Origin of the sequence: Cellulosimicrobium sp. RS (assembly GCF_046159675.1) — a bacterium.
Lineage (GTDB): Bacteria > Actinomycetota > Actinomycetes > Actinomycetales > Cellulomonadaceae > Cellulosimicrobium > Cellulosimicrobium funkei.
The window spans coordinates 658623-680520 of record NZ_JBJXVU010000001.1 but is presented as its reverse complement, the minus strand read 5'-3'; the positions used below and the strand labels follow the sequence as shown (position 1 = coordinate 680520).

The following is a 21898-nucleotide window of genomic DNA, read 5'->3' as shown; positions in this document are numbered from 1 at the left end:
ACCGGCCCGCGGGTCGCGTCCGCGGTTGCGCATCGGCCTCCGGCCCCGCGGCCGGTCCGCCGGACTCGTCCGAGCCGACATGCGGTGACGAGAAGAGAGAAGTGGCCCCACGAGCGGGGCTCGGAGGGGCCACTTCTCGCTTCTCAGCGGAACGTCCGGGACCGAGGCGACGGGCCCGGCCGGACCGTTCGCCCGACCTGATCCCGGTCGCGCGACGACGGACAGGACGAGCGGTGGGGTCGGACCGTGCGCGAAGGACGTCAGAGGCGCACTCCGAGAACCCCCGCCCGCACGACCGAGGTGACGGTGCGCCAGTCCGAGCGCGCGGTCCGACTCCACCGCGGACCCGACCCTGCGGGCCGTAGATCCCTGCGGACCCGCGAACCCGGCCTCAGGCCGTCGCCGCGCAGACCGCGCGGACGGCCGCTCCCAGGACGGACGCGTCACGACCCACGGTCCAGCGCGGGGTGCCGTCGGGGCCGCGGTGCTCGAGGTAGGTCACCGCGGTCGCGTCGCTGCCGCTGCCGACGGACTGCTGCGTGAGCGAGACGACCTCGACCGGGCGGCCGAGGCGGGCCAGCGCGTCGACGAGGGCGTCGACCGCGCCGGTGCCCGTCCCGGACGCGGCGACGCGCTCGCCGTCGACCGTGACCTCGAGGTCGAGGTGCTCCGTCCCGTCGTCGGCGCGCCGGCTCGTCCACGCGACGGGCGCGACGGCGCCGGGGCGCGCGTAGGCCGCGTCGAACAGCGTGAGGAGGACGTCGGGCGTCACCTCGGCACCGGTGGCGTCGGCGTGCTCCTGGACGCGGCGCGCGAGGTCCACCTGGAGGCCCCGGGGCAGGTCCAGGCCGTGGACGGACTGCAGCACGTACGCGACGCCGCCCTTCCCGGACTGGCTGTTCACGCGCACGAGGGCCTCGTACGACCTCCCGAGGTCCGCGGGGTCGACCGGCAGGTACGGCACGCGCCACGGCGCAGCCGCGGGGTCGAGGCCGGCCGCCGCGGCGTCGGCCCGGTGCCGCGCCATCCCCTTGCGGATCGCGTCCTGGTGCGTGCCGGAGTAGGCGGTGTGCACCAGGTCGCCCACGTACGGGTGGCGCGGGTGGACGTCGATCCGGTTGCACGCCACGACGACGTCGCGGATCGCGTCGAGGTCGGAGAAGTCGACCATCGGGTCGACGCCCTGCGCGTGCAGGTTGAGGCCCAGCGTCACGAGGTCGACGTTCCCGGTGCGCTCGCCGTTGCCGAACAGGCACCCCTCGACGCGCTGCGCGCCCGCGAGGACCGCGAGCTCGGCGCACGCGACGCCGGTGCCCCGGTCGTTGTGCGGGTGGACCGAGAGAATCACGCCGTCGCGCCGCGCGAGGTTCCGGTCCATGTACTCGATCTGGTCGGCGTAGACGTTGGGCGTCGCGACCTCGACTGTGGCGGGGAGGTTGAGGACGACGGGCCGCTCGGGCGTCGCGTCCCAGAGCGTCGTCATGCGGTCGCACACGTCGAGCACGTAGTCGGGCTCGGTGAGGTTGAACACCTCGGGCGAGAACTCGAACCGGACGCGCGGGTCGTCGCCGGCGTGGCGCAGCACCTCGGTCCCGGCGTCGGTGATCAGCCGGGCGAGCTCCTCGCGGTCGCGGCCGAGCACGACGTCCCGCCAGACGGGCGCCGTCGCGGTGTACACGTGGACGACAACCGGGTTGCGCAGCCCGCGCACGGACTCGACCGTGCGCGCGATCAGGTCGGCGCGCGCGGCGGTGAACACGACGACGGTCACGTGCTCGGGCGCGAGGTCGGTCTCGGCGAGCAGGCGCACGAAGTCGAGGTCGGTCTGCGACGCCGACGGGTAGCCCACCTCGATCTCGGTGTACCCCATCGCGACGAGCAGCTCGAAGAAGCGGCGCTTGCGCGCCGGGTCCATCGGTTCCGCGAGCGCCTGGTTGCCGTCGCGCAGGTCGACGGGCACCCACAGCGGCGCCTGGGTGAGCCGGCGGTTCGGCCAGCGGCGGTCGGGCAGGTCGGGCACGTCGACACGGGCGTGGACGTCGGCGTAGCGGGACGACGGCATGGGCGACGGGCGCTGCCGGTTCCACGACGGCGTCGTCGTGGCGGCGGGGCGGTCCGTGCGGACGGGGGTGGCGGAGACGGTCATGGCGGTCCTTCGGCTGGAGCCCCGAGGTGGCGGGGCGCGGGACGACCGGCGCACGACGGACCCCCACGGCGGGGGGCCGGTCCGGTCAGACCCCGCCGTGGCGCCGAAGGAGGAGCGCCGTCCAGGACATGCGGGGTACGCTAGCGCCGATCAAGTCCTCAGACAACCTGAGAGGTTTGCGTGACCGCGCTGCAGCGACGCCCCCTGGCCGACCAGGCCGCCGAGCTCCTGCTCGAGCGCGTGCGCTCCGGTGCCTGGCCCCTCGACCACCGGCTGCCCGGGGAGCAGGCGCTCGCCGCCGAGCTCGGCGTGGGCCGATCGACCGTCCGCGAGGCGATCCGCCAGCTCGCGGGCCGCGGCGTCCTCGACAGCAGGCAGGGCTCGGGCGTGTACGTCGTCTCGACGGACACCACCGACGACTGGGGCGAGGTCCTGCGCCGCGGCGAGATCGCCGACGTGCTCGAGGTGCGCGCCGCGCTGGAGGCGGAGGCCGCGGGGCTCGCCGCCGCGCGCCGCACGCCCGCGGACCTGCGCACCATGACGACGGCGCTCGCCCGCCGCGGGCAGGTCGCGGCGACGGCGTCGCCCGTCGACTACGTGGACGCGGACCTCGCGTTCCACCGGGCGGTCGTCGACGCCGCGCACAACGCGGTGCTCGCCGAGCTCTTCGCGACCTTCGTCCCGCGCCTGCGCCGCGCGATGGTCGCCATGGTCGACCTCGACCGGACGGGCACGACGCACCGGGACGACCAGGACGCGCACGACGCGATCCTCGACGCCGTCCGCGACCGGGACACCGGCCGCGCCGCGGCGGCGGCGCGCGAGCACCTCGCGTCCGTGCACGCGAAGGTCGCCGACCGAGGGCGACCGTGACCGCCGCGCGACCCTAGGCTGAGGCCATGCACGCGATCGTGGCCCGCGCGGCGGGCGGTCCCGAGGTCCTCGAGTACACCGAGCTGCCCGACCCGTCGCCGGGCCCGGGGCAGCTCCTCGTCCGCTCCGCGGTGGCGGGCGTGAACTTCATCGACACGTACAAGCGCTCCGGCGTGTACGCGATGGAGTACCCGCACGTCGTCGGGAGCGAGGGGGCCGGGGTCGTCGCCGAGGTGGGCGAGGGGGTCGAGGGGTTCACCGTCGGCGACCGCGTCGTGTGGACCGAGGCGCCGGGGTCGTACGCGGAGCTCGTCGTGGTGGACGCCGGGCAGGCGCTGCACGTGCCGGACGCCGTCTCGCTCGAGGACGCGACCGCCGTCGCGCTCCAGGGGCTCACGGCGCACTACCTGTGCACGTCGTCGTACCCCGTGCGTCCGGGCGACCGTGTGCTCGTGCACGCGGGCGCGGGCGGCGTCGGGCTGCTCCTGACCCAGATGCTCGTGGCGCGGGGCGCGCACGTGATCTCCACGGTCTCGACCCCCGAGAAGGCGGAGCTGTCCCGCGGCGCGGGCGCCGAGCACGCGATCCAGTACACGGCGTTCGCCGACCTCACCGCCGAGCTGCCCGAGGTCGTGCGCGGGCTCACGGGCGGCGAGGGCGTCGCGGCGGTGTACGACTCGGTCGGCAAGGACACGTTCGACGCGTCGCTCGCGTCGCTGCGCCGCCGCGGCACGCTCGTCCTCTACGGCGGCTCCTCCGGGCAGGTCCCGCCGTTCGACCCGCAGCGCCTCAACGCGGGCGGCTCGCTCTTCCTCACGCGGCCCAAGCTCGCCGACCACACGGCGACGCGCGCCGAGCTCGTCGAGCGCGCGACCGAGGTGCTCGGCGCCGTCGCGGGCGGCACGCTGCACGTGCGCGTCGGCGCGACGTTCCCGCTCGCCGACGCCGCCGACGCCCACCGCGCGCTCGAGGGACGGGCGACCACCGGCAAGGTGCTGCTCCGTCCCGCCGGGGCGGACGACGCTCCCGCCACCGCGACCGGCACGACGACCGGGACCGCGTGAGCTGGGACTGGGTGCCCCCGCGCCCGGGCGAGGAGGACGGCTCCGACGGCGGCCCCTCCCCCGCGCTGCGCCGCACCGTGACCGTGCTCGCCGTGCTGCTCACCGCGGTGTTCGTCGTCTACTACGTGACCGTGGCGGTGCGCCAGCAGGCGGACGCGTGCGTCGCCGACCGACCCGCGGGCGTCGCGGTGCAGGACGTCGAGGCACGGTGGCGCTGGGTCCCGCCGGGCTACGCGTGCGAGTACGCCACCGCCGACCAGGACGTCGCCCGCGCCTGACGCGTCCGGCACCCCCACCACGACCGACGAGGACCGATGACCGACCTGCACGACCGCCCCCTGACCCTGCTCGGTGCCTACGCCCTCGCGGGCGTCCCCGACCCGGGCGGCTGGTACGCCGCCCTCGACGAGGACGGCCTCGGCGGCCTCGAGCACCCCGTCGACCCGGACGACACGGATGCGCTCGCGACGACCGCGGCCGCGCTCCCGGCGCACTGGGCGCTGCTGCCGACGACGGTCGCCGCGACGGCCCGCCGCGCCACGGCCGACCGCTCCTACGGCCTCGCGTCCGACGACGAGGAGGGTCGGCGCGAGGCGGTCGACGGCGTCGCGCGCGTCCTCGCGGCCGTGACCCGGCTCGCCGAGGCGGAGGGTCGACGACGCGTCGTCGCGGTCGAGCTCCAGTCCGCGCCCGGTCCCGGCCGCGGCTCCGGCGCAGCGCTCGCGCGCAGCCTCACCGAGCTGGCCGCCGTCGCGCCCGCCGGGCTGCCGCTCGTGGTGGAGCACTGCGACGCGCCACGCCCGTGGGGCGTCGCGGAGAAGGGCTTCCTCGCGCTCGACGACGAGATCGCCGCCGTCGCGCGCGCGGCCCGGGACACCGGCCACCCCCTGCACCTCGGGCTCAACTGGGGCCGGTCCGCCATCGAGGGGCGCAGCGCCGCGACGCCCGTCGAGCACGCGCGGGCGGCCGCCGGCGCAGGCCTCCTCGCGAGCGCGATGCTCTCCGGGGCCGCCGGCCGGCCCGGCCGGTGGGGCGCGCCGTGGGCGGACGCGCACGTGCCGCCCCACGGCCCGGACCCCGCGCTCCCTGGCCCCGACGAGTCGATGCTCGGCCCGGCCGAGGTGCGCGAGTTCCTCGCCGCGGCCGGGCCGGTCCCGCTCGTCGGCGCCAAGGTGACCACGCGGCCCGAGGACGCCCCGCCCGCGCAGCGCCTCGCCGTCGCGCGCGCGACGCTCGCCGTGCTCCGCGACGCGCTGGCCGACCTCGACACCGACCGCGGAGCCGACCGCAGGGCCGACCACGCAGCGAGCGGCCCCACGGCCTGAGTGCGTCCCGCGGCCCGGGCTCGGCACGTCGCAGCAGCCCGGGCTCGCCCGGTCGGCCCGGGCTCAGCCCGGCCGCACGGGCGCCGAGCGGTGCAGGTGGTCCACGGGCCCCCGGCCCGTCCCCACCCGCAGCGCGGCGCCGGCACGCAGCGCGCCCGTGAGCCACTCCTTCGCCTCGCGCGCCGCCTCCTCCCAGCTCGCGCGCTGCGGTCGCAGCGCCGCGAGCGCCGCCGAGAGCGAGCACCCCGTGCCGTGGGTGTGGGGCGTGTCGACACGCTCGGCGTCGAACGTCGTGACGGTGACCGCCCCCGGCGCGCGGCCCGTCGTCGGCCCGGGCGCGGGGACGACGAGCGCGTCGGGCGACGTGCGTCCGGTGAGGTGACCTCCCTTGAGCAGCACGACGGCGTCGCTCGCGGTCGCGTACGACGTCGCCTGGTGCAGGGCGTCGTCCCACGTCGTCGCGGGCTCCTGCCCGCCGAGGACGGCGAGCTCGGGCAGGTTCGGCGTGACGACGTCGGCGCGCGCCGCGAGGTCGCGCACGGCCTGCTCGGCACCCGCGTCGAGCAGGCGGTGGCCGGACGTCGCGACCATCACCGGGTCCAGGACGACCCAGGGCCGCGGAGCACCCGTGGCGGCGCGCGCCGCGGCGAGGTCGTCGAGCCACTCCCCGACGGCGCGGGCGTTCGCCTCGTCCGCGACCATGCCGATCTTCACGGCATCGACGTCGACGTCGTCGGACACGGCGTCGAGCTGCGCGCGCAGGAACGCCGGCCCGGGGACGTGCACCGACCGCACGCCGTGGGTGTTCTGCGCGACGAGCGCCGTGGTGACGGCCATGCCGTAGGCGCCGTGCGCGCAGAACGCCTTGAGGTCGGCCTGGATCCCGGCGCCGCCGGTCGGGTCGGTCCCCGCGACGGAGAGGACGCGGGGGCGGGACGGGACCGGGTCGGGCCGACGGCCCGGGTCGGGGCGGCGGTCACGGTCCACGGGGGCGGAGGCCGGGTCGGAGGTGTGCCGAGGCAGGGCGAGCGTCATCGCGCGGACATCCCTTCGCTGGTACGAGCCAGATCAGGTTCGACGGGTCTCATCTCAGCCCCGGTGCGGGGCACCCCGTGTCGCGGGCCATGCTACGCGGCGACCCGTGCGCTTTTCACCCGCCCCGAGGCGTGAGACGACGCGCGTGCACGCGTCTTTCCGGGTATGACGCAGCACGTCGCCCCCGCGACCCGCCCCTTCCTGCCGGACGCGGCCGTCCCGGTCCAGGTGCCCGCCCTCTGCACGACGTTCGACCGCGACGGCCGGCGGGTCGTGCTCACGGGCGTCGTCACGCACGACGCGGGCGGCCTCGTGGCGTTCGAGTACGAGCACCCCGAGCGGGGCCTGTGGCACGTGTGGGTCGACCGGGACACGTGCGTCCCCCTGTGACCCCGTGCCCGGACGCACGGACGCCGCCCGACCGGGGGGTCGGGCGGCGTCGGCCGTGCGGGGTGCGTGCGCTCAGCGGGCGGGGAGCTCTCCCGGCATCGGGTCGTCGGAGCCCCAGCGCGTGACGCGCAGCCGACGGCCGTCGGGACCGGGCAGCGCGACGCCCGCGCGGGCGGCCTCCTGGGCGGCCGCGCGGAGCGACCCGGGCGAGTCGTGCGTCACGCGCACGAACGACCCCGAGAACGCGTCGAGCTCGCCGCGGGCGATCGCGACGACCATCTCGACCGTGCGCTCGACGGGCGTCCACTCCGTGCGGCCCTCGTGCATGACCATGGACGCCGTCATGTCGGTCTGCACGACGCCCGGCGACACCTCGAAGGTCCGCAGCCCGAGCGCGTGGCCCGAGCGGTGGAGGTTCGCCCCGAGACGCAGGAGCGCCGTCTTGCTCGCGTTGTACGCGCTCGCGCCCTCCATGTCGTGCGAGCCCGCGCCGCTGTTGAGGTCGACGACGCGGCCGCCGCCGCGCGCGAGCATCCCGGGGACGACGGCGCGCGCGAGCAGGAACGGCCCGCGCACGTTGGTCTCCAGGACGGCCCACCACTCGTCGGGGTCCGCCTCCCAGAGCGGCACCTCGGCGTCGACCCGGCCCGCGTTGTTGACGAGCAGGTCCACGCTCCCGAGCGTGGCCTCGGCCTCGCGGACGGCCGCGGCCACCGCCGCGGCGTCGGTCACGTCCGCCGTGACGACGACGGCACGGCCCGCGCCGTCGAGCGCGGCGATCTCGTCGGCCACCCCGGCGAGCCGGCCCGCGTCGCGCGCGAGGAGCGTGACGTCGAGACCGGACGCGGCGAGCCCGACGGCGACCGCGCGGCCGATGCCGCGCGACGCCCCGGTGACGAGCGCGGTGCGCGCGGGCGCCACGTCCGGCGTCGTGCCCTCCCCCGGTGCGCCGCTCATGCGCGCAGCTCCGCCCCGACGCGCTCCCGCGCGGCGGCCACGGCGCCCTCCCGGACCCGCGCGACGTCGTCGGCGGTGAGGGTGCGGTCCGCGGCGCGCAGCCGCAGCGAGAACGCGAGCGACTTGCGCCCGGCGCCCACCTGCTCGCCCGTGAAGACGTCGAACAGCGCGACCTCCTCGACGAGCTCGCCGGCGCCCTCGACGACCGCGGCGCGCAGCGCCTCGGCCGGCACGTCGGCGGCGACGACGAACGCGAGGTCCTCCTTCGCCGCCGGGAACCCGGAGACCGGGGTCGCCTGGACGGGCTCGTCGGACGCGCCCGCGACGAGCGCCGACAGGTCGAGCTCGAACGCCACGGAGCGGGCGGGCAGGCCGACGTTCTCGAGCACCTTGGGGTGCAGCTCGCCCGCGTGCCCGACGACCGTCCCGTCGGCGAGCTCGAGGCGCGCGCAGCGGCCCGGGTGGAAGGGTGCCCGCGCGGTGTCCGCGACCACGCGCACGGCGTCGTCCCCCCGCAGGCCGGCTCGGTCCGCGACCAGGCGCGCCGCGTCGAGCGCGTCCGTCCAGTCCGCGGGACGTCCGGGGCCCCACCAGCCCGCCCGCTCGCGACGACCGACCAGGACGCCCGCGACGTGGCGCGGCTGCGCCGGGAGCGCGGCCTCGATCGCGGCGAGGTCGTCGTCGGAGGGACGCACCCCGCCGGGCAGCGACGGCGCGGCCGGGGCGCCAGGGCGCGGGTGCGTCACGAGGCCGACCTCGAACACGGCGACGTCCCCGAGCCCGCGGCCCACGTTGCGGCGCGTCGTCTCCAGGAGCGTGCTCAGCACGTCCGTGCGCATCAGGGGGCGGTCGTCGGCCAGCGGGTTGAGCAGGCGCAGCGCCCGGCGGCGCTCGTCGTCCGCGGGGATCCGCAGCGCGTCGAGCTCGCCCTCGCCGACGAACGGGTAGCTCAGCGTCTCGACGAACCCGTGCTCGGCGAGCGCGCGGGCGACCGACCGGCGCACGCGCTGCTCGCGCGTGAGCCCGCGGCCGCCGGGCGCCGATGGGAGCACCGACGGGATCTCGTCGTACCCGACGAGGCGCGCGACCTCCTCGACCAGCTCGGCCGGCTCGGTGAGGTCGGGGCGCCACGACGGCGGGGTCACGACGACGACGCCCGTCGCGGCGGCGTCGTCCGCATCGACGGTGCACCCGATCGCCCCGAGCGTCCCGACGACCTGCTCGAGCGTGTACGGCACGCCGACGAGGCGCTCGGCCTCGCCGACGGGCAGGTGGATCGGGGCGGGCGCGGTCACGCGGTCGAGGTCGCTGACGGCCGGGTCGGCGGTCCCGCCGCCCAGCTCGACGAGCAGGTCGACGACGCGCTGCGCCGCGACCGCGGGCAGCAGCGGGTCCACGCCGCGCTCGAACCGCTTCGCGGCCTCGCTCGACAGCTTGTGGCGACGCGACGTGCGCGCGACCGTCACGGGGTCGAAGTGGGCGGCCTCGACGAGCACCGCCGTCGTCTCCGGCCCGACCTCCGAGGAGGCACCGCCCATGACGCCGGCGAGACCCAGCACGCGCGCGCCGCGCGCACCGTCGGGGCTGTCGGTGATGAGCAGGTCCTCCGGGTCGAGCGCGCGGTCCACGTCGTCGAGCGTCGTGAGCCGCTCGCCCGGAGCGGCGCGCCGCACCACGACGGGGGCCGCGACCTTCTCGAGGTCGTACGCGTGCAGCGGCTGCCCGAGGTCGAGCATGACGTAGTTCGTCACGTCGACCGCGAGCGAGATGGGCCGCATGCCCGACGCCGTGAGGCGGCGCTGCATCCACGCCGGCGTCTGCGCCGCGGGGTCGAGCCCGCGCACGACGCGCGTGACGAACCGGTCGCACCCGACGACGCCGTGGACCGGCGCCGCGTCGTCGACCTCGACGGGGAAGCCGTCGGGCGTCGCCGCGGGCGGGGGCGTGGGCAGGGAGCCGGGCAGGCCCGGGTCCGTGAAGCGCGCGCCCGTCGAGTGCGAGAACTCGCGCGCGACGCCGCGGTAGGAGAACGCGTACCCGCGGTCGGGCGTCACGTTGATCTCGAGCACCTCGTCGCCGAGCCCGAGCAGCGCGACCGCGTCCTGCCCCGGGGTGAGGTCCTCGGCCGCGTACCCGAGCCGCGGCAGCACGATGATGCCGTCGTGGTCCTCGCCGAGGCCGAGCTCGCGCTGCGAGCAGATCATGCCGTCGGACACGTGCCCGTACGTCTTGCGGCTCGCGATGGGGAACGGACCGGGCAGGACGGAGCCCGGCAGCGCGACGACGACGAGGTCGCCCGGCGCGAAGTTGTGCGCGCCGCACACGATGCCGCGCGCACCACCCGCCGGCATGTCGGCCGGCTCGACGCCCTTGATCTCGGCGGCGTTGTGCTCCGGCCCGACGTCGACCAGGCACCAGTTGATCGTCTTGCCGTTCTTCTGCGGCTCGGGCGTCATCTCGAGGACGCGCCCGACGACGAGGGGACCCGTCACGGCCGCGCCGTGGATCGCCTCCTCCTCCAGGCCGACGCGGACGAGGTCGGCGGCGAGCCGCTCGGCGGTGAGCCCCGCGGGCAGCTCGACGTGGTCGCCCAGCCAGTCGATGGCGACGTACGGCATCAGATCTCCGTTCCGAACTGGGCGGAGAAGCGCACGTCGCCCTCCACCATGTCGTGCATGTCCGCGATCCCGTGGCGCAGCATGAGCGTGCGCTCGATGCCCATGCCGAACGCGAAGCCCGAGTACTCGTCGGGGTCGACCCCGACGGACCGCAGCACGTTCGGGTTGACCATGCCGCAGCCGCCCCACTCGATCCAGCCCGGCCCGCCCTTCTTCTGGGGGAACCACAGGTCCATCTCGGCGCTCGGCTCGGTGAACGGGAAGTACGCGGGCCGCAGGCGCGTGCGCGCGTCCGGGCCGAACATCGCGCGCGCGAACGCGTCGAGCGTGCCGAGCAGGTGCGCCATGGTCAGGCCCTTGTCGATCGCCAGGCCCTCGACCTGGTGGAAGACGGGCGTGTGCGTCGCGTCGAGCGCGTCCGTGCGGAACGTCTTGCCCGGGCACGCCACGTACAGCGGCACGCCGCGCTCGAGCAGCGAGCGGGCCTGGACCGGCGACGTGTGGGTGCGCAGCACGAGGTTCGACGGCTCCGCGCCGTCCTCGCCGTCGGGGCCGGCGACGTAGAACGTGTCCTGCATCTGGCGCGCGGGGTGGTCCACGCCGAAGTTCAGGGCGTCGAAGTTGAACCACTCCGCCTCGACCTCGGGGCCCTCCGCGATCTCCCAGCCCATACCGACGAAGAAGTCCGCGACGCGCTCCTGCAGCGTCTCGAGCGGGTGCCGCGCGCCCGCGGGGACGCGGTCCACGGGCAGCGTGACGTCCACGGCCTCCTCGACGAGGACGCGCTCGTCGCGCTCGGCCTCGAGCTCGGCCTGGCGCGCGGCGAGGGCCTGGTTGAGCCGGCCGCGCAGCGGGCCGAGGAGCTTGCCCGCGGTCTTCTTGTCCGCGGGGGCGAGCGAACCGATCTGGCGGTTCGCGAGCGCGAGCGGGCTGCGGTCGCCCGCGTGCTCGGTGCGCACGCGCTTGAGCGCGTCGAGGTCGCCGGCCGCGGCGACGGCGGCGAGCGCGGCGTCGAGCGCGCGCTGCAGCGCGTCGGCGTCGAGCGGGGAGGGTCCGGTGGTGGTGTCCGGTCCGCCGTCGCCCGCGTGGGGGGTGACGACGTCGGCGTCAGGGCTGGACATGCGTGCCTTCCTGGCGAGGGCGGGACTGCGGGGAGCGGACGACGGCCGGCGTCGACCCGCGGCACGCGCCGCTCGGGGCGGGGCGTGCGGGGCGCGCACGTGCGCGCGTCGCCGTCATTCTAGGGCGCCCGTCCGGGCCAGGACCCGTCCCGCCACGAGGCGGGCGGGGAGCACGCGTCAGTCGCGCGGGCCCGTGACGGGCCCGGGAAATCGACGACCACCGCTCAGGCTCATGCGGCCCATCCTCGCACAGGCGTCTCCGGGCGCGGCCGGAGGGTGGTCCCGCTCAGCGCGCGGCGGGCCCGAGCGGCAGGGTCCGCAGCGTCCGGTGCACCGGGTGCCCCGAGGCGTCGCCGAGGTCGGACTCGACGAGGTGCAGCGCGTCGGTCGTCCACCCCGGGCCGGCGTACACGGCGAGGGCCGCGGCGGGCGCGGCGAGCGGGTCGCCCGCGGTGCGGTCGGGACGGGTCGCGCCGCGACCGCGCGCCCGGCGGTTCGCCTGGCGCGCCCCGGCCGCGGCCCGCGCGACCGTGAGGTGCGCGCGCTGCCGGGGACGGCGGTCCACCCGCACGCCCGCGTCGCCCGCCGCCTCGGCGACCGCGGCGCTCAGCGCCCGCAGGGCGTCGGCACCGTCCCCGCCGACGCCCACCCACAGGACGCGGCGGTCGAACACGCCCGCGCCCCGGAGCCGGAGGTCGAGCGGCGCGGCGTCGTGCGCGACCGGCTCGAGCGCCGCCGCGAGGTCGGGGACGGCCCCCTCGGGCACGTCGCCGAAGAACGACACCGTGAGGTGCCACAGCTCGGGGGACGTCCAGCGGACGAGTGGTGCGCCGTCGGGCCGGCGGGCCTCCTGGGCGTGCGCGTCCGCGAGGGCGAGCGCGAGGTGGTCGAGCGCCGCGGCGCTCGGGTAGAGCGCGGCGAACAGCCTCACGCGCCGCCCTCCGGGACGGCGCCCGGGCCTCGGGCGGGCCGGTGCGCGCGGCTGGAGGCGTAGAGGCAGACCGTCGCCGCGGTCGCGAGGTTCAGGGACTCGGCCCGGCCGCGGATCGGCACGCGCACGACGGCGTCGGCCAGCGCGCGGTCCTCCGGGGGCAGCCCCCACGCCTCGTTCCCGAAGACCCACGCCGTCGGCGCGGCGAGGTCGACCGGGCGCTCCGTACCGGCGCCCGCGGTGCCGGCCACGTCGAGCAGGTCGTCGAGGTCGAGCTCCCCCGCGCCGTCTGCAGCGAGGACCGTGAGCCCCGCGCCGCGCAGCGCGGCCACGGCCTCGGCCAGGCTCACGCCCGTGACGACCGGGAGGTGGAAGAGCGACCCGGCCGTCGACCGCACGACCTTCGGGTTGTGCACGTCGACGCTCTCGCCGGCGAGCACGACGGCGTCGGCCCCGGCGGCGTCCGCCGCGCGGACCACGGTCCCCGCGTTGCCCGGGTCCCGGACCGTCGCGAGCACCGCGACGAGCGCCGGGCGGTCGCGCCGCGCGAGCGTCGCGACGACGTCCTCCAGCCGCAGCGCGTCCGCACGCACGACGGCGAGCACGCCCTGCGCGTCGGCGCTCATCGCCGCCAGCACCTCGGGCGTCGCGCCGTGCACGTGCAGCCCGGCCGCGCGCGCGTCGGCGACGATCTCCGGGTGCCGGTCCGCCGCGGCGGGCGTGACGTAGACGTCACGGACCTGGTCGGGGGCGTGCCGGACCGCCTCGCGGACGCCCTGCGGGCCCTCCACGAGGAGCTGTCCGTGCCGTGAACGCGCCGGACGCCCGGCCAGCGCACGGACCGCCTTGACCCGGTCGCTGCGAGGGTTCGTCAGCGTGGGGTCGAGCGGGCCGGGCGCCGGACGGGCGTCCGTGGCCGACGGGCGGCCGGGCGAGGCGCTGGTCAGGCTGCGGCCTTGGGCGCGTTGACGTCCTCGGGGAGTGCGTCCTTCGCGACCTGGACGAGCGCGTTGAACGCCGCCACGTCGTTGACCGCGAGCTCCGCGAGCAGGCGACGGTCGACCTCGACACCCGCGGCCTTGAGGCCCTGGATGAGGCGGTTGTACGTCAGGCCCTGGGCGCGCGACGCAGCGTTGATGCGCTGGATCCACAGCTTGCGGAAGTCGCCCTTGCGCGCCTTGCGGTCACGGTAGGAGTAGACGAGGGAGTGGGTGACCTGCTCCTTCGCCTTGCGGTAGAGGCGCGAGCGCTGGCCGCGGTAGCCGCTGGCGCGCTCGAGGGTCGTACGGCGCTTCTTCTGGGCGTTGACCGCCCGCTTCACGCGTGCCACGTGATGCTCCTTGCAGTTCGGGGCTCAGGGGTGAGCCGGTCGGTGGCGGGTCCCGCCACCTGCCGGGTCACTTGCCGAGCAGCTTCTTGATGGACTTGACGTCGGCGGGCGAGACCACCTGGTCGGCAGCGAGGCGGCGCTTGCGCTTGGTCGCCTTGTGCTCGAGGTAGTGACGGGCGTTGGTCTGCTCGCGCATGACCTTCCCGGAACCCGTGATGCGGAAGCGCTTCTTGGCACCCGAGTGCGTCTTGTTCTTCGGCATGACTGCCGTCTCTCCTTGTGTCCGGTCAGCCACCTCGCGGTGGCCGACGTGTTCGGGTCCGGGCCGGTGGGCCCGGACCCCGAGCAGGGTCCGTCCGTGGTGCCGGTGTCAGCCGGCCTTGCCGCGCGGCGTCGGCTTGGGTGCCGGCTTGGGCGCGGGGCGCGGGGCGCCCGGCTTCGGCGCGGCGGGCCGGGGTGCTGCGGGCTTCGCGCCGTCCGACGACGCGGGCGAGGCCGCGGGCGTCGGGCGCGGCGCCGCCGGCTTCGAGTCCGCGGCCGGCCGAGCCGCGGGACGCGGGGCAGGAGCCGACCGCGGAGCCGGAGCAGACCGCGGAGCCGGAGCCGACCGCGGAGCCGGAGCCGACCGCGGAGCCGGAGCGGAGCGCGGAGCCGGAGCGGCCTGCGCCGGGGCCTCGGCCGGGGCGTGCTCCTCGACCGGGGCGGCGGCCTCGACCGCGGCCGTGGTCTCCGTCGCCTCGACCGCGCCGGTGGCCTCGACGGTCTGCGTCTCGACCGTCTCGGGCTCGTCGGTCACGTCCGCGTCGTCGCCGGAGCGCGCAGCGGCGCGCTGGGCGGACTTGGTGAGACGCGGCTCGGCCTCCTGCGCGCGCTTGCGCTGCTCGCTCTTGGCGTCGGCCTTCTTCTTCACCGGACCGAGCACCATGGTCATGTTGCGCCCGTCCTGCTTCGGCATGGACTCCACGAAGCCGAGCTCCGCGACGTCGTCCGCGAGGCGCTGGAGCAGGCGGACACCCATCTCGGGGCGCGACTGCTCACGGCCGCGGAACATGATCATGACCTTGACCTTGTCGCCCGCCGCGAGGAAGCGCTCGACGTGGCCCTTCTTGGTGCCGTAGTCGTGCGGGTCGATCTTCAGGCGGAAACGGATCTCCTTGAGGACCGTGTTCGCCTGGTTGCGCCGCGCCTCACGCGCCTTCATGTCGGACTCGTACTTGAACTTGCCGAAGTCCATGAGCTTGGCGACGGGGGGCCGGGCGTCCGGGGCGACCTCGACGAGGTCGAGGTCCGCGTCCTGGGCAAGGCTCAGGGCAACCTCGGTGCGGACGACGCCGACCTGCTCCCCGCCGGGACCGATGAGTCGGACCTCGGGGACGCGGATCCGATCGTTGATGCGAGGCTCGCTGATGTGATGCTCCTAGGAAGTCGTCGGTAGACCGCCCGGACACGAAGAAGGCCTCCGTCCCTGGCGCAGGGCGGAGGCCATCAGGTCGGGACGTCACGCGAACGCGACGACCACGGCGGAACGGTCCCCGAGGGGCTCGCTCCGGACCAGGACCCGGCCTCTGTCGCGACGTGAGTCGGCGGTCGAAGCCCGGGTGGGATGTCATCCACTTGCGCACCCGCACGTCTTCCCCACCACCCGGAACCGGGCAGTACGGACACGAACGGGTCGGTCAGCTGTCAAGGATAGCAGAGCGGGCGTGCAGGTCGAGCCGAGCGCACCCGTGGACATCTGATTCGATCCATCAATGGAACTCTTCCAGAATAGAGGGGTAGAGTGGGAGCCATGACCACAGGAGCGACGTCGACCGCGGGCACCGGCCTCGAGGACGGGCCCCGCCGCGCACGCCACGAGAGCGAGCTGCGCGACCACGGCCTGCGCGTCACCGCCGCACGCCTCGCCGTGCTCGACGCCGTCGAGGTGCAGCAGCACGCGGACGCCGACGACGTGCTGCGCGCCGCGCGCACGGCGCTGGGCTCCGTCTCCGTCCAGGCCGTCTACGACGTCCTGCACACGCTCACCGACAAGGGGCTCGTGCGCCGCATCGAGCCGGCCGGGCACCCGGCCCGCTACGAGCGCCGGCTCGGTGACAACCACCACCACGTGGTGTGCCGGGGCTGCGGCGCCGTCGCCGACGTGGACTGCACCGTGGGCCACGCCCCGTGCCTCACCCCCAGCAGCACCGCGGGGTTCCGGATCGACACCGCCGAGGTGACGTTCTGGGGACTCTGCCCGGACTGCGCCGACTGACCCCGCACCACCCGCTCCGGGGCCTCGTGCACCCGGAGCGCGTCCGTTTCCTCACGGATGCACTGTTTGAGAACGCCAGACGAGCCGTACCCGCGGCTCACGGAAGGAGACCCATGACCGCCCCCTTCACCACGACGAACGCCGGCGCGCCCGTCGCCTCGGACGCCCACTCGCAGTCCGTCGGCGCCGACGGCCCGATCGTCCTGCACGACCACTACCTCGTCGAGAAGCTCGCCCAGTTCAACCGCGAGCGCGTCCCGGAGCGCGTCGTGCACGCCAAGGGCGGCGGTGCGTTCGGCACGTTCACCGTGACCCAGGACGTCAGCGCGTACACCCGCGCGGCGCTGTTCCAGCCCGGCACGACGACCGAGATGCTCGCGCGCTTCTCCTCCGTCGCCGGCGAGCAGGGCTCGCCCGACACCTGGCGCGACCCTCGCGGCTTCGCGCTGAAGTTCTACACGACCGAGGGCAACTACGACCTCGTCGGCAACAACACGCCCGTGTTCTTCCTGCGCGACGGCATCAAGTTCCCCGACTTCATCCGGTCGCAGAAGCGCCTGCCCGGCTCGAACCTGCGCGACAACGACATGCAGTGGGACTTCTGGTCCCTCTCCCCCGAGTCGGCGCACCAGGTGACCTGGCTGATGGGTGACCGCGGCCTCCCGTCGAGCTGGCGCCACATGGACGGGTTCGGCTCGCACACCTACCAGTGGATCAACGCGGCGGGCGAGCGGTTCTGGGTCAAGTACCACTTCAAGACCCAGCAGGGCATCAAGAACCTCACGGCGGACGAGGCCTCGCAGCTCGCCGGGTCGGACTCTGACCACCACATCCGCGACCTGTACGAGCACATCGAGGGGGGCGACTTCCCGCGCTGGACGCTCTCGGTCCAGGTCATGCCGTACGAGGACGCCAAGACCTACCGGTTCAACCCGTTCGACCTCACGAAGGTGTGGCCGCACGCCGACTACCCGCTGATCGAGGTGGGCGTCATGGAGCTGAACCGCAACCCGGAGAACTACTTCGCGCAGATCGAGCAGGCGACGTTCGCGCCGAGCAACTTCGTCCCGGGCATCGCGACGAGCCCGGACAAGATGCTCCTCGCGCGCATCTTCTCCTACGCCGACGCCCACCGGTACCGCGTGGGCACGAACCACGCCCAGCTCCCGGTGAACGCGCCCCACGCGGCCGCCGAGGCCGGTCACTCGTACGCGAAGGACGGGTCGATGCGCTACTCGTTCTCGTCGGCGACCACGCCGGTGTACGCGCCGAACAGCCAGGGCGGCGCACACGCCGACCCGGCCCGCGCCGCGGAGTCCGCCGGCTGGGAGGCCGACGGCGAGCTGACGCGCAGCGCCGCGACGCTGCACCCGGAGGACGACGACTTCGGCCAGGCGGGCACGCTCTACCGCGAGGTCTTCGACGACGCCGCCCGCGCGCGCTTCCTCGAGACGATCACGGGCCACGTCGGCGCCGTGCGCAGCGAGGACATCCGCGAGCGCGCCGTGCAGTACTGGACGTACGTCGACGCGAACCTCGGTCGCGACCTGCGCGCGGCCCTCGCCGCCGCGGACGCCCCGCTCGAGGGTGGCCAGCCCGGGACGGCCGCGGAGCCGGTCCGCGTCTGACCCGTCGTGGTCGCCCTGCGGGGCGGTCGCACCCGTCGGCCGTCGCCCCTCGCCGGGGCGGCGGCCGACGTCGTCCCCGGCCCGGGGCGCGTCGGCCGTCCTTCCCGCGCACCGGGCCACCGCTCCCCCCGCCGGATGGAAAGATGGTCGCCATGAGTACCGAGAACGCCGCCGTGCCCGACCCCACTACCGACGCGGTGCGCGACATCGCCGACGTGGCCGCCGTGGAGGTCATCACGTCCGCGGCCGTCCACCTCATGAGCGCCGCCGCCGTCAAGTGCGGGCTCGCGGAGGACGCGCAGGAGCAGGGCCACCTCGACCTGGACGAGGCGCGCAAGCTCATCAACGCGCTCGCCGCGCTCGTCACGGCGAGCGCCCCCGACATCGGCAACCAGCACGCCCGCTCGCTCCGCGACGGGCTGCGCTCGCTCCAGCTGGCCTTCCGCGAGGCGTCGGTCTACCCGGACGCCCCGGGCGAGGGGCCGGGCGAGAAGTACACGGGCGCCGTGAGTTGAGCACGCCCCCGGTCCCGCCCCCGCACGGCGGTCCCGTGGGCCCACCGCAGCCGCCCGAGAGCGTGCCGCGGGGCACCCCGGCCGACGCGGTCCCGACGGCCCGACCGGGCGCCGTCGGGCCGCCGTCGTTCGCGCCGGCGACGGCCGGCCCCGGGGGTGCCGCACCCGGCGCGGCGTCCGCCACGGCCACCGCGCCGGGCGACGGCGCACCGGCGAGCGACGACGCCGCGGCGGCCCGGCCTCGACGGCGTCGCGGGGCCGTGGTCGCGATCGTCGTGCTCGCGCTGGCCCTCGCCGCGGCGCTGGGCGTCGGCGCGTACCTCTGGCTCACCACGACGCGCTGGCAGGAGACGAGCGCCGGGTGGGAGGCGCAGGCGCGCGGGCTCGGGCAGGACGTCGCGCAGCTGCGCACCGAGCTCGACGGCGCGAACGCGGAGCTCGAGTCCGCGCGCACCCAGCTCACCGCCGCCCAGGACCGCATCAGCGACCTCGCCAACGAGAAGGCCCAGCTGGGCGACGAGAACGAGGCGTCCCAGCAGTACCTGGACTACCAGAGCCGGGTCTCGGACGCAGCGGGCAAGGTCGCGGCCGCGCTCGGGCAGTGCACGACGGCGCAGACGCAGCTCATCGGGTACCTCAACAACCGGGACGCCTACGACCCCGCCGACATCGACCGGTTCGCCGACCAGGTCGGGGTGCTCTGCCAGGAGGCCACCGACGCGAACGCCCAGCTCCAGCAGGAGCTCGCCGGATGACGGGCCGCCCGTCCCGGCGCGCGGCGGTGCGCGTCCTCGGCTCGCTGCTCGGGCTGTCGCTCGCGGGCGGCTCGCTCGGCGCGTGCGGCGTCCTGCCGGAGCTTCCCGAGCCGGTGCCGGGCTCGGTCGTGCCGTCGCTCGTGGCGCCCGACGACCCGGCCGGCTCGGAGAACCTCTCCCCCGACGGGTTCGACGCCGTCCAGCGCATGGCCGTGCGCATCCGCAACGTCCGGTGCGACGGCCTGTCCACCGGCTCGGGGTTCGCCGTCGACTCCCGGACCCTCATCACCAACAAGCACGTGGTCGACTCGTCGCGCTCGCTCCAGCTCCTCACCTACGACGGGCGCGACATCGCCGCCCAGACGGCGAGCGTGGCCGGTCTGGCGGACCTCGCGATCGTCCGGACCGCGGAGGACCTCCCGTCCGCCCCGACCCTGGCCGCCGCCGACCCGGCGCCCGGCGACGCGGTGACGGTCGTCGGGTACCCCGAGGGCGGGCGGCTCACCGTGACGCAGGGGTCGGTCATCGGCACGACGACGGACCCGCTGCACGAGAACCTCGGCGAGGTGCTCGTCACCGACGCCCCCGTCGAGCCCGGCAGCTCCGGGTCCGCCGCGCTCAACGAGGCGGGCGAGGTGATCGGCGTGGTCTACGCGAAGACGTCGACGGAGAAGTCGCTCCTCGTGCCCGTGAGCACCCTCCAGACGATGCTCGGCGACGAGTCCGCGTTCACGGGCCTCCCGGAGTGCGACGCCTGACCCGTCCCGGCGTCCGCGCACCGACGGCCTCGACGGCGAGGCGGTGCGCGCGGTTCCCGCGCGCACCGGGGGCCCCAGGTCTACCCTTCGTGCCATGAGCACACACGCGAGCTCGGACACGCCCCCCGTCGACCCGGCGCACATCACCCACGCGGCACGCGACACGCTCACCGTGCGTCGCGTCTTCGGGGAGTCGTACGAGCGGGACGGCACGCTCGTCATCCCCGTCGCGACGGTCTGGGGCGGCACGGGCTCGGGCTGGGGGTCCGGCACCGGCGAGCTCTCCGGCAAGGGAGCCGCGGACTGGCGGCGTCGCGTCGGTGCGGCGGCACGCGGGGCGGACGCCGGTCCCGGCGACGGCACCGCGGACGGTGGCTCGTCGTCCGACCCGGGCTCCGGCAACGCCGGGGGCGAGGCGGGCGGCGAGGGCTCGGGCGGTGGCGGCGGGTTCGGGGTGCGCGTCGTCGCGAAGGGCGTCTACGTCGTCGACGACGCGGGCGTGCGCTGGCAGCCCGCCCTCGACCTCAACCGCGTGATCCTGGGCGGCCAGGCCCTGGGCGCGGTCGTGGCGTTCTCGGCCGCGCTCGCGTGGGGCCTCAGCCGCCTGCGCCGGCGCTGAGCCCGGGCAGCGCTGCCCGCCGATCCGTTTCGGCCGGCGCGTCCGCGCGGGCGGTCCGGGTCGGAGGGCCGCCTCAGTCGGCCCGGCCGACGCGGAGCTCGAGCCCGTCGACGCGCTCGGACACCACCGCGTCCGTCGCGAGCGCGGCGTTGACCTGCCCGAGCACGGCGTCGAGACCGGCGCGGTCGAGGCCGGCGTCGATGCGCAGGACCACCGCGACCTCGGCCCGGCGGCCCGGCTCGGCCCAGACGCGCGCGACGTGCGGCACGCCCGCGAGCGACCCCTGCACGGCGGCGAGCACCTCCGGCACGACGACTCCGTCGACGACCGCGGGCGACCAGTCCTTGCCCTGCGCGAGCGCCCACACGGCCGGGCGCGGCACGAGCGCCGTGACCGGTCCAGCCGGGTCGAGCACGAGCAGCGACCAGTCCTCGCTCACGGCGGACAGCGCCGCGCGGCGCGCGTCCACCGGCACCGGCCGCGCGCTCGCGCGCCACGCCGCCATCGCCGCGACGGACGTGAACACGGGCAGCGCGCGGCGCCCGTCCGGCGCCTCGATGGCGACGACCCCGGCCGACGCCTCCTTGTCGACCGTGTGCCCGTGCTCGCCCTCGCCCGCGCTCTCGAGCTCGGCGAGGATCGGCACGAGCACGCGCGTCTCGCCGAGGCGCGCGACGACGTCGGACAGCGAGGCCGAGCCCGCGGCGTAGGCGTCGAGGAGCGCGGCGAGCGCGGGGTCGGCCGATCCGTCGTCGCCCGCGAAGCCGGAGGACGGCGGGAGCGCCTTGCCCGGGCCCGCGGGCTCGTGGTCGCTCGTCACGGCCGACCCGCGACGTCGAGCGCCTGCGGTAGCGTGAACGCGCCCGCGTAGAGGGCCTTGCCCACGATCGCGCCCTCGACGCCGGCCGGCACGAGCGAGCGCAGCGCCTCGAGGTCCTCGAGGCTGGAGATGCCGCCGGACGCGACGACAGGCGCGTCGGTGCGCGCCGCGACGTCGCGCAGCAGGTCGAGGTTCGGGCCGCGCAGCGTCCCGTCCTTGGTCACGTCGGTGACGACGTACCGCGCGCACCCGGCCGCCTCCAGGCGGTCGAGGACCTCCCAGAGGTCGCCGCCCTCCTGCGTCCACCCGCGCGCGGCGAGCGTGGTGCCGCGCACGTCGAGCCCGACCGCGATCGCGTCGCCGTGCTCCGCGATGACCTTCGCCGTCCACTCGGGGTTCTCGAGCGCCGCGGTGCCGAGGTTGACGCGGCGCGCGCCGGTGGCGAGCGCGCGCTCGAGCGACGCGTCGTCCCGGATGCCCCCGGACAGCTCGACCTGCACGTCGAGGCGCGCGACGACGTCGGCGAGCAGCTCCGCGTTGGAGCCGCGGCCGAACGCGGCGTCGAGGTCGACGAGGTGGATCCACTCCGCGCCGCCGGACTGCCAGTCGAGCGCGGCGGCGAGCGGGTCGCCGTACGAGGTCTCGGAGCCCGCCTCGCCCTGGACGAGGCGGACGGCCTGGCCGTCGGCGACGTCGACGGCGGGGAGCAGCACGAGGCGGTCGGTCACGAGGGTCTCCATCGGTGTAGGCGGTGGCGCG

General features: G+C 76.0%; 23 protein-coding genes and 1 riboswitch. Of the genes, 11 read left to right on the top strand and 12 right to left on the bottom strand.

Annotated features, from left to right (window positions below):
- Positions 1-391 precede the first annotated feature (391 nt).
- Complete coding sequence (locus ACI769_RS03080) at positions 392-2146, bottom strand: 2-isopropylmalate synthase (protein WP_409141121.1); 1755 nt, start codon at positions 2144-2146, stop codon at positions 392-394.
- Positions 2147-2326: 180 nt separating this feature from the next.
- Between ACI769_RS03080 and ACI769_RS03075 the strand changes: the two genes are divergently transcribed.
- Genes ACI769_RS03075 through ACI769_RS03060 form a run of 4 tightly spaced genes read left to right on the top strand, consistent with a single transcriptional unit; the run spans position 2327 to position 5408 of the window.
- Positions 2327-3019 (top strand): FadR/GntR family transcriptional regulator, encoded by a 693-nt coding sequence (locus ACI769_RS03075; RefSeq protein ID WP_157446639.1) that lies wholly within the window; start codon positions 2327-2329, stop codon positions 3017-3019.
- 26 nt (positions 3020-3045) lie between these two features.
- Positions 3046-4083, top strand: coding sequence for a quinone oxidoreductase family protein (locus ACI769_RS03070; protein WP_409141120.1), 1038 nt, complete (start codon positions 3046-3048; stop codon positions 4081-4083).
- Entirely contained in the window at positions 4080-4361 is a 282-nt protein-coding gene (locus ACI769_RS03065) for a hypothetical protein (RefSeq protein ID WP_076406572.1), read from the top strand. Before ACI769_RS03070 ends, ACI769_RS03065 begins: the two co-directional genes overlap by 4 nt.
- Before the next feature lie 36 nt (positions 4362-4397).
- A complete protein-coding gene (locus tag ACI769_RS03060) occupies positions 4398-5408 on the top strand; it encodes a DUF4862 family protein (RefSeq protein ID WP_409141119.1) in 1011 nt (336 codons plus the stop codon).
- A 63-nt stretch (positions 5409-5471) separates the two neighbouring features.
- Here the strand turns inward: ACI769_RS03060 and thiD are convergent, their stop codons facing one another.
- Positions 5472-6443, bottom strand: coding sequence for a bifunctional hydroxymethylpyrimidine kinase/phosphomethylpyrimidine kinase (gene thiD / locus ACI769_RS03055; RefSeq protein WP_409141118.1), 972 nt, complete (start codon positions 6441-6443; stop codon positions 5472-5474).
- Positions 6437-6531: riboswitch (TPP riboswitch) on the bottom strand. Its footprint overlaps the gene before it by 7 nt.
- A gap of 77 nt (positions 6532-6608) precedes the next feature.
- Between thiD and ACI769_RS03050 the strand changes: the two genes are divergently transcribed.
- Positions 6609-6833 carry a hypothetical protein gene (locus ACI769_RS03050; RefSeq protein ID WP_114554204.1) on the top strand — a complete coding sequence of 75 codons (225 nt, stop codon included), beginning with the start codon at positions 6609-6611 and terminating at the stop codon, positions 6831-6833.
- Positions 6834-6905: 72 nt separating this feature from the next.
- Here the strand turns inward: ACI769_RS03050 and ACI769_RS03045 are convergent, their stop codons facing one another.
- The 8 genes from ACI769_RS03045 to infC form a co-directional block, all read right to left on the bottom strand.
- The gene (locus ACI769_RS03045) at positions 6906-7790 is read right to left on the bottom strand and encodes an SDR family oxidoreductase (RefSeq protein ID WP_034651421.1); all 885 of its coding nucleotides are present in this window, start codon (positions 7788-7790) and stop codon (positions 6906-6908) included.
- The gene (pheT, locus tag ACI769_RS03040) at positions 7787-10408 is read right to left on the bottom strand and encodes a phenylalanine--tRNA ligase subunit beta (RefSeq protein ID WP_409141117.1); all 2622 of its coding nucleotides are present in this window, start codon (positions 10406-10408) and stop codon (positions 7787-7789) included. The genes ACI769_RS03045 and pheT overlap by 4 nt, the downstream gene beginning before the upstream one ends.
- On the bottom strand, positions 10408-11529 hold the full coding sequence (pheS, locus tag ACI769_RS03035; protein ID WP_083712017.1) for a phenylalanine--tRNA ligase subunit alpha: 1122 nt from the start codon (positions 11527-11529) through the stop codon (positions 10408-10410). The genes pheT and pheS overlap by 1 nt, the downstream gene beginning before the upstream one ends.
- A 286-nt stretch (positions 11530-11815) precedes the next feature.
- Positions 11816-12460 (bottom strand): RNA 2',3'-cyclic phosphodiesterase, encoded by a 645-nt coding sequence (thpR, locus tag ACI769_RS03030; RefSeq protein WP_163188431.1) that lies wholly within the window; start codon positions 12458-12460, stop codon positions 11816-11818.
- Positions 12457-13335, bottom strand: coding sequence for an RNA methyltransferase (locus tag ACI769_RS03025; RefSeq protein ID WP_185981330.1), 879 nt, complete (start codon positions 13333-13335; stop codon positions 12457-12459). Before ACI769_RS03025 ends, thpR begins: the two co-directional genes overlap by 4 nt.
- Positions 13336-13403: 68 nt before the next feature.
- Positions 13404-13790 (bottom strand): 50S ribosomal protein L20, encoded by a 387-nt coding sequence (gene rplT / locus ACI769_RS03020; RefSeq protein ID WP_024840664.1) that lies wholly within the window; start codon positions 13788-13790, stop codon positions 13404-13406.
- 67 nt (positions 13791-13857) lie between these two features.
- Positions 13858-14052 carry a 50S ribosomal protein L35 gene (gene rpmI, locus ACI769_RS03015; RefSeq protein WP_034653792.1) on the bottom strand — a complete coding sequence of 65 codons (195 nt, stop codon included), beginning with the start codon at positions 14050-14052 and terminating at the stop codon, positions 13858-13860.
- A 108-nt stretch (positions 14053-14160) separates the two neighbouring features.
- Entirely contained in the window at positions 14161-15147 is a 987-nt protein-coding gene (gene infC / locus ACI769_RS03010) for a translation initiation factor IF-3 (protein ID WP_409141127.1), read from the bottom strand.
- A 432-nt stretch (positions 15148-15579) separates the two neighbouring features.
- On the opposite strand from infC, the gene ACI769_RS03005 reads away from it, so the two are divergent.
- The 6 genes from ACI769_RS03005 (at position 15580) to ACI769_RS02980 (ending at position 20319) form a co-directional block, all read left to right on the top strand.
- On the top strand, positions 15580-16044 hold the full coding sequence (locus tag ACI769_RS03005) for a Fur family transcriptional regulator (protein WP_081600341.1): 465 nt from the start codon (positions 15580-15582) through the stop codon (positions 16042-16044).
- 113 nt (positions 16045-16157) lie between these two features.
- Positions 16158-17672 (top strand): catalase, encoded by a 1515-nt coding sequence (locus tag ACI769_RS03000; RefSeq protein WP_085388075.1) that lies wholly within the window; start codon positions 16158-16160, stop codon positions 17670-17672.
- 152 nt (positions 17673-17824) lie between these two features.
- Positions 17825-18187: a DUF1844 domain-containing protein gene (locus tag ACI769_RS02995; protein WP_043659864.1), complete on the top strand. Its 363-nt coding sequence runs from the start codon at positions 17825-17827 to the stop codon at positions 18185-18187.
- Positions 18188-18222: 35 nt separating this feature from the next.
- The gene (locus ACI769_RS02990; protein WP_232322579.1) at positions 18223-18942 is read left to right on the top strand and encodes a hypothetical protein; all 720 of its coding nucleotides are present in this window, start codon (positions 18223-18225) and stop codon (positions 18940-18942) included.
- Complete coding sequence (locus ACI769_RS02985) at positions 18939-19700, top strand: serine protease (RefSeq protein ID WP_085388076.1); 762 nt, start codon at positions 18939-18941, stop codon at positions 19698-19700. Before ACI769_RS02990 ends, ACI769_RS02985 begins: the two co-directional genes overlap by 4 nt.
- 94 nt (positions 19701-19794) lie before the next feature.
- Positions 19795-20319 (top strand): hypothetical protein, encoded by a 525-nt coding sequence (locus ACI769_RS02980; RefSeq protein ID WP_085388077.1) that lies wholly within the window; start codon positions 19795-19797, stop codon positions 20317-20319.
- 73 nt (positions 20320-20392) lie between these two features.
- Here ACI769_RS02980 and ACI769_RS02975 read toward each other — a convergent pair whose 3' ends face one another.
- The gene (locus tag ACI769_RS02975) at positions 20393-21139 is read right to left on the bottom strand and encodes an SseB family protein (protein ID WP_085388078.1); all 747 of its coding nucleotides are present in this window, start codon (positions 21137-21139) and stop codon (positions 20393-20395) included.
- Positions 21136-21867 carry a bifunctional 1-(5-phosphoribosyl)-5-((5-phosphoribosylamino)methylideneamino)imidazole-4-carboxamide isomerase/phosphoribosylanthranilate isomerase PriA gene (gene priA, locus ACI769_RS02970; protein WP_034654096.1) on the bottom strand — a complete coding sequence of 244 codons (732 nt, stop codon included), beginning with the start codon at positions 21865-21867 and terminating at the stop codon, positions 21136-21138. Before priA ends, ACI769_RS02975 begins: the two co-directional genes overlap by 4 nt.
- Positions 21868-21898 lie beyond the last annotated feature (31 nt).

Excerpts from the sequence above, each read along its gene's own strand:
- ACI769_RS03000 (WP_085388075.1), top strand. The coding sequence starts at position 16,158 with ATGACCGCCCCCTTCACCACGACGAACGCCGGCGCGCCCGTCGCCTCG.
- ACI769_RS02995 (WP_043659864.1), top strand. The coding sequence starts at position 17,825 with ATGAGTACCGAGAACGCCGCCGTGCCCGACCCCACTACCGACGCGGTG.
- ACI769_RS02985 (WP_085388076.1), top strand. The coding sequence starts at position 18,939 with ATGACGGGCCGCCCGTCCCGGCGCGCGGCGGTGCGCGTCCTCGGCTCG.
- ACI769_RS03045 (WP_034651421.1), bottom strand. The coding sequence starts at position 7,790 with ATGAGCGGCGCACCGGGGGAGGGCACGACGCCGGACGTGGCGCCCGCG.
- ACI769_RS03050 (WP_114554204.1), top strand. The coding sequence starts at position 6,609 with ATGACGCAGCACGTCGCCCCCGCGACCCGCCCCTTCCTGCCGGACGCG.
- pheS (WP_083712017.1), bottom strand. The coding sequence starts at position 11,529 with ATGTCCAGCCCTGACGCCGACGTCGTCACCCCCCACGCGGGCGACGGC.
- thiD (WP_409141118.1), bottom strand. The coding sequence starts at position 6,443 with ATGACGCTCGCCCTGCCTCGGCACACCTCCGACCCGGCCTCCGCCCCC.
- ACI769_RS03080 (WP_409141121.1), bottom strand. The coding sequence starts at position 2,146 with ATGACCGTCTCCGCCACCCCCGTCCGCACGGACCGCCCCGCCGCCACG.
- ACI769_RS03070 (WP_409141120.1), top strand. The coding sequence starts at position 3,046 with ATGCACGCGATCGTGGCCCGCGCGGCGGGCGGTCCCGAGGTCCTCGAG.
- ACI769_RS03060 (WP_409141119.1), top strand. The coding sequence starts at position 4,398 with ATGACCGACCTGCACGACCGCCCCCTGACCCTGCTCGGTGCCTACGCC.
- ACI769_RS03005 (WP_081600341.1), top strand. The coding sequence starts at position 15,580 with ATGACCACAGGAGCGACGTCGACCGCGGGCACCGGCCTCGAGGACGGG.
- pheT (WP_409141117.1), bottom strand. The coding sequence starts at position 10,408 with ATGCCGTACGTCGCCATCGACTGGCTGGGCGACCACGTCGAGCTGCCC.
- ACI769_RS02980 (WP_085388077.1), top strand. The coding sequence starts at position 19,795 with ATGAGCACACACGCGAGCTCGGACACGCCCCCCGTCGACCCGGCGCAC.
- rpmI (WP_034653792.1), bottom strand. The coding sequence starts at position 14,052 with ATGCCGAAGAACAAGACGCACTCGGGTGCCAAGAAGCGCTTCCGCATC.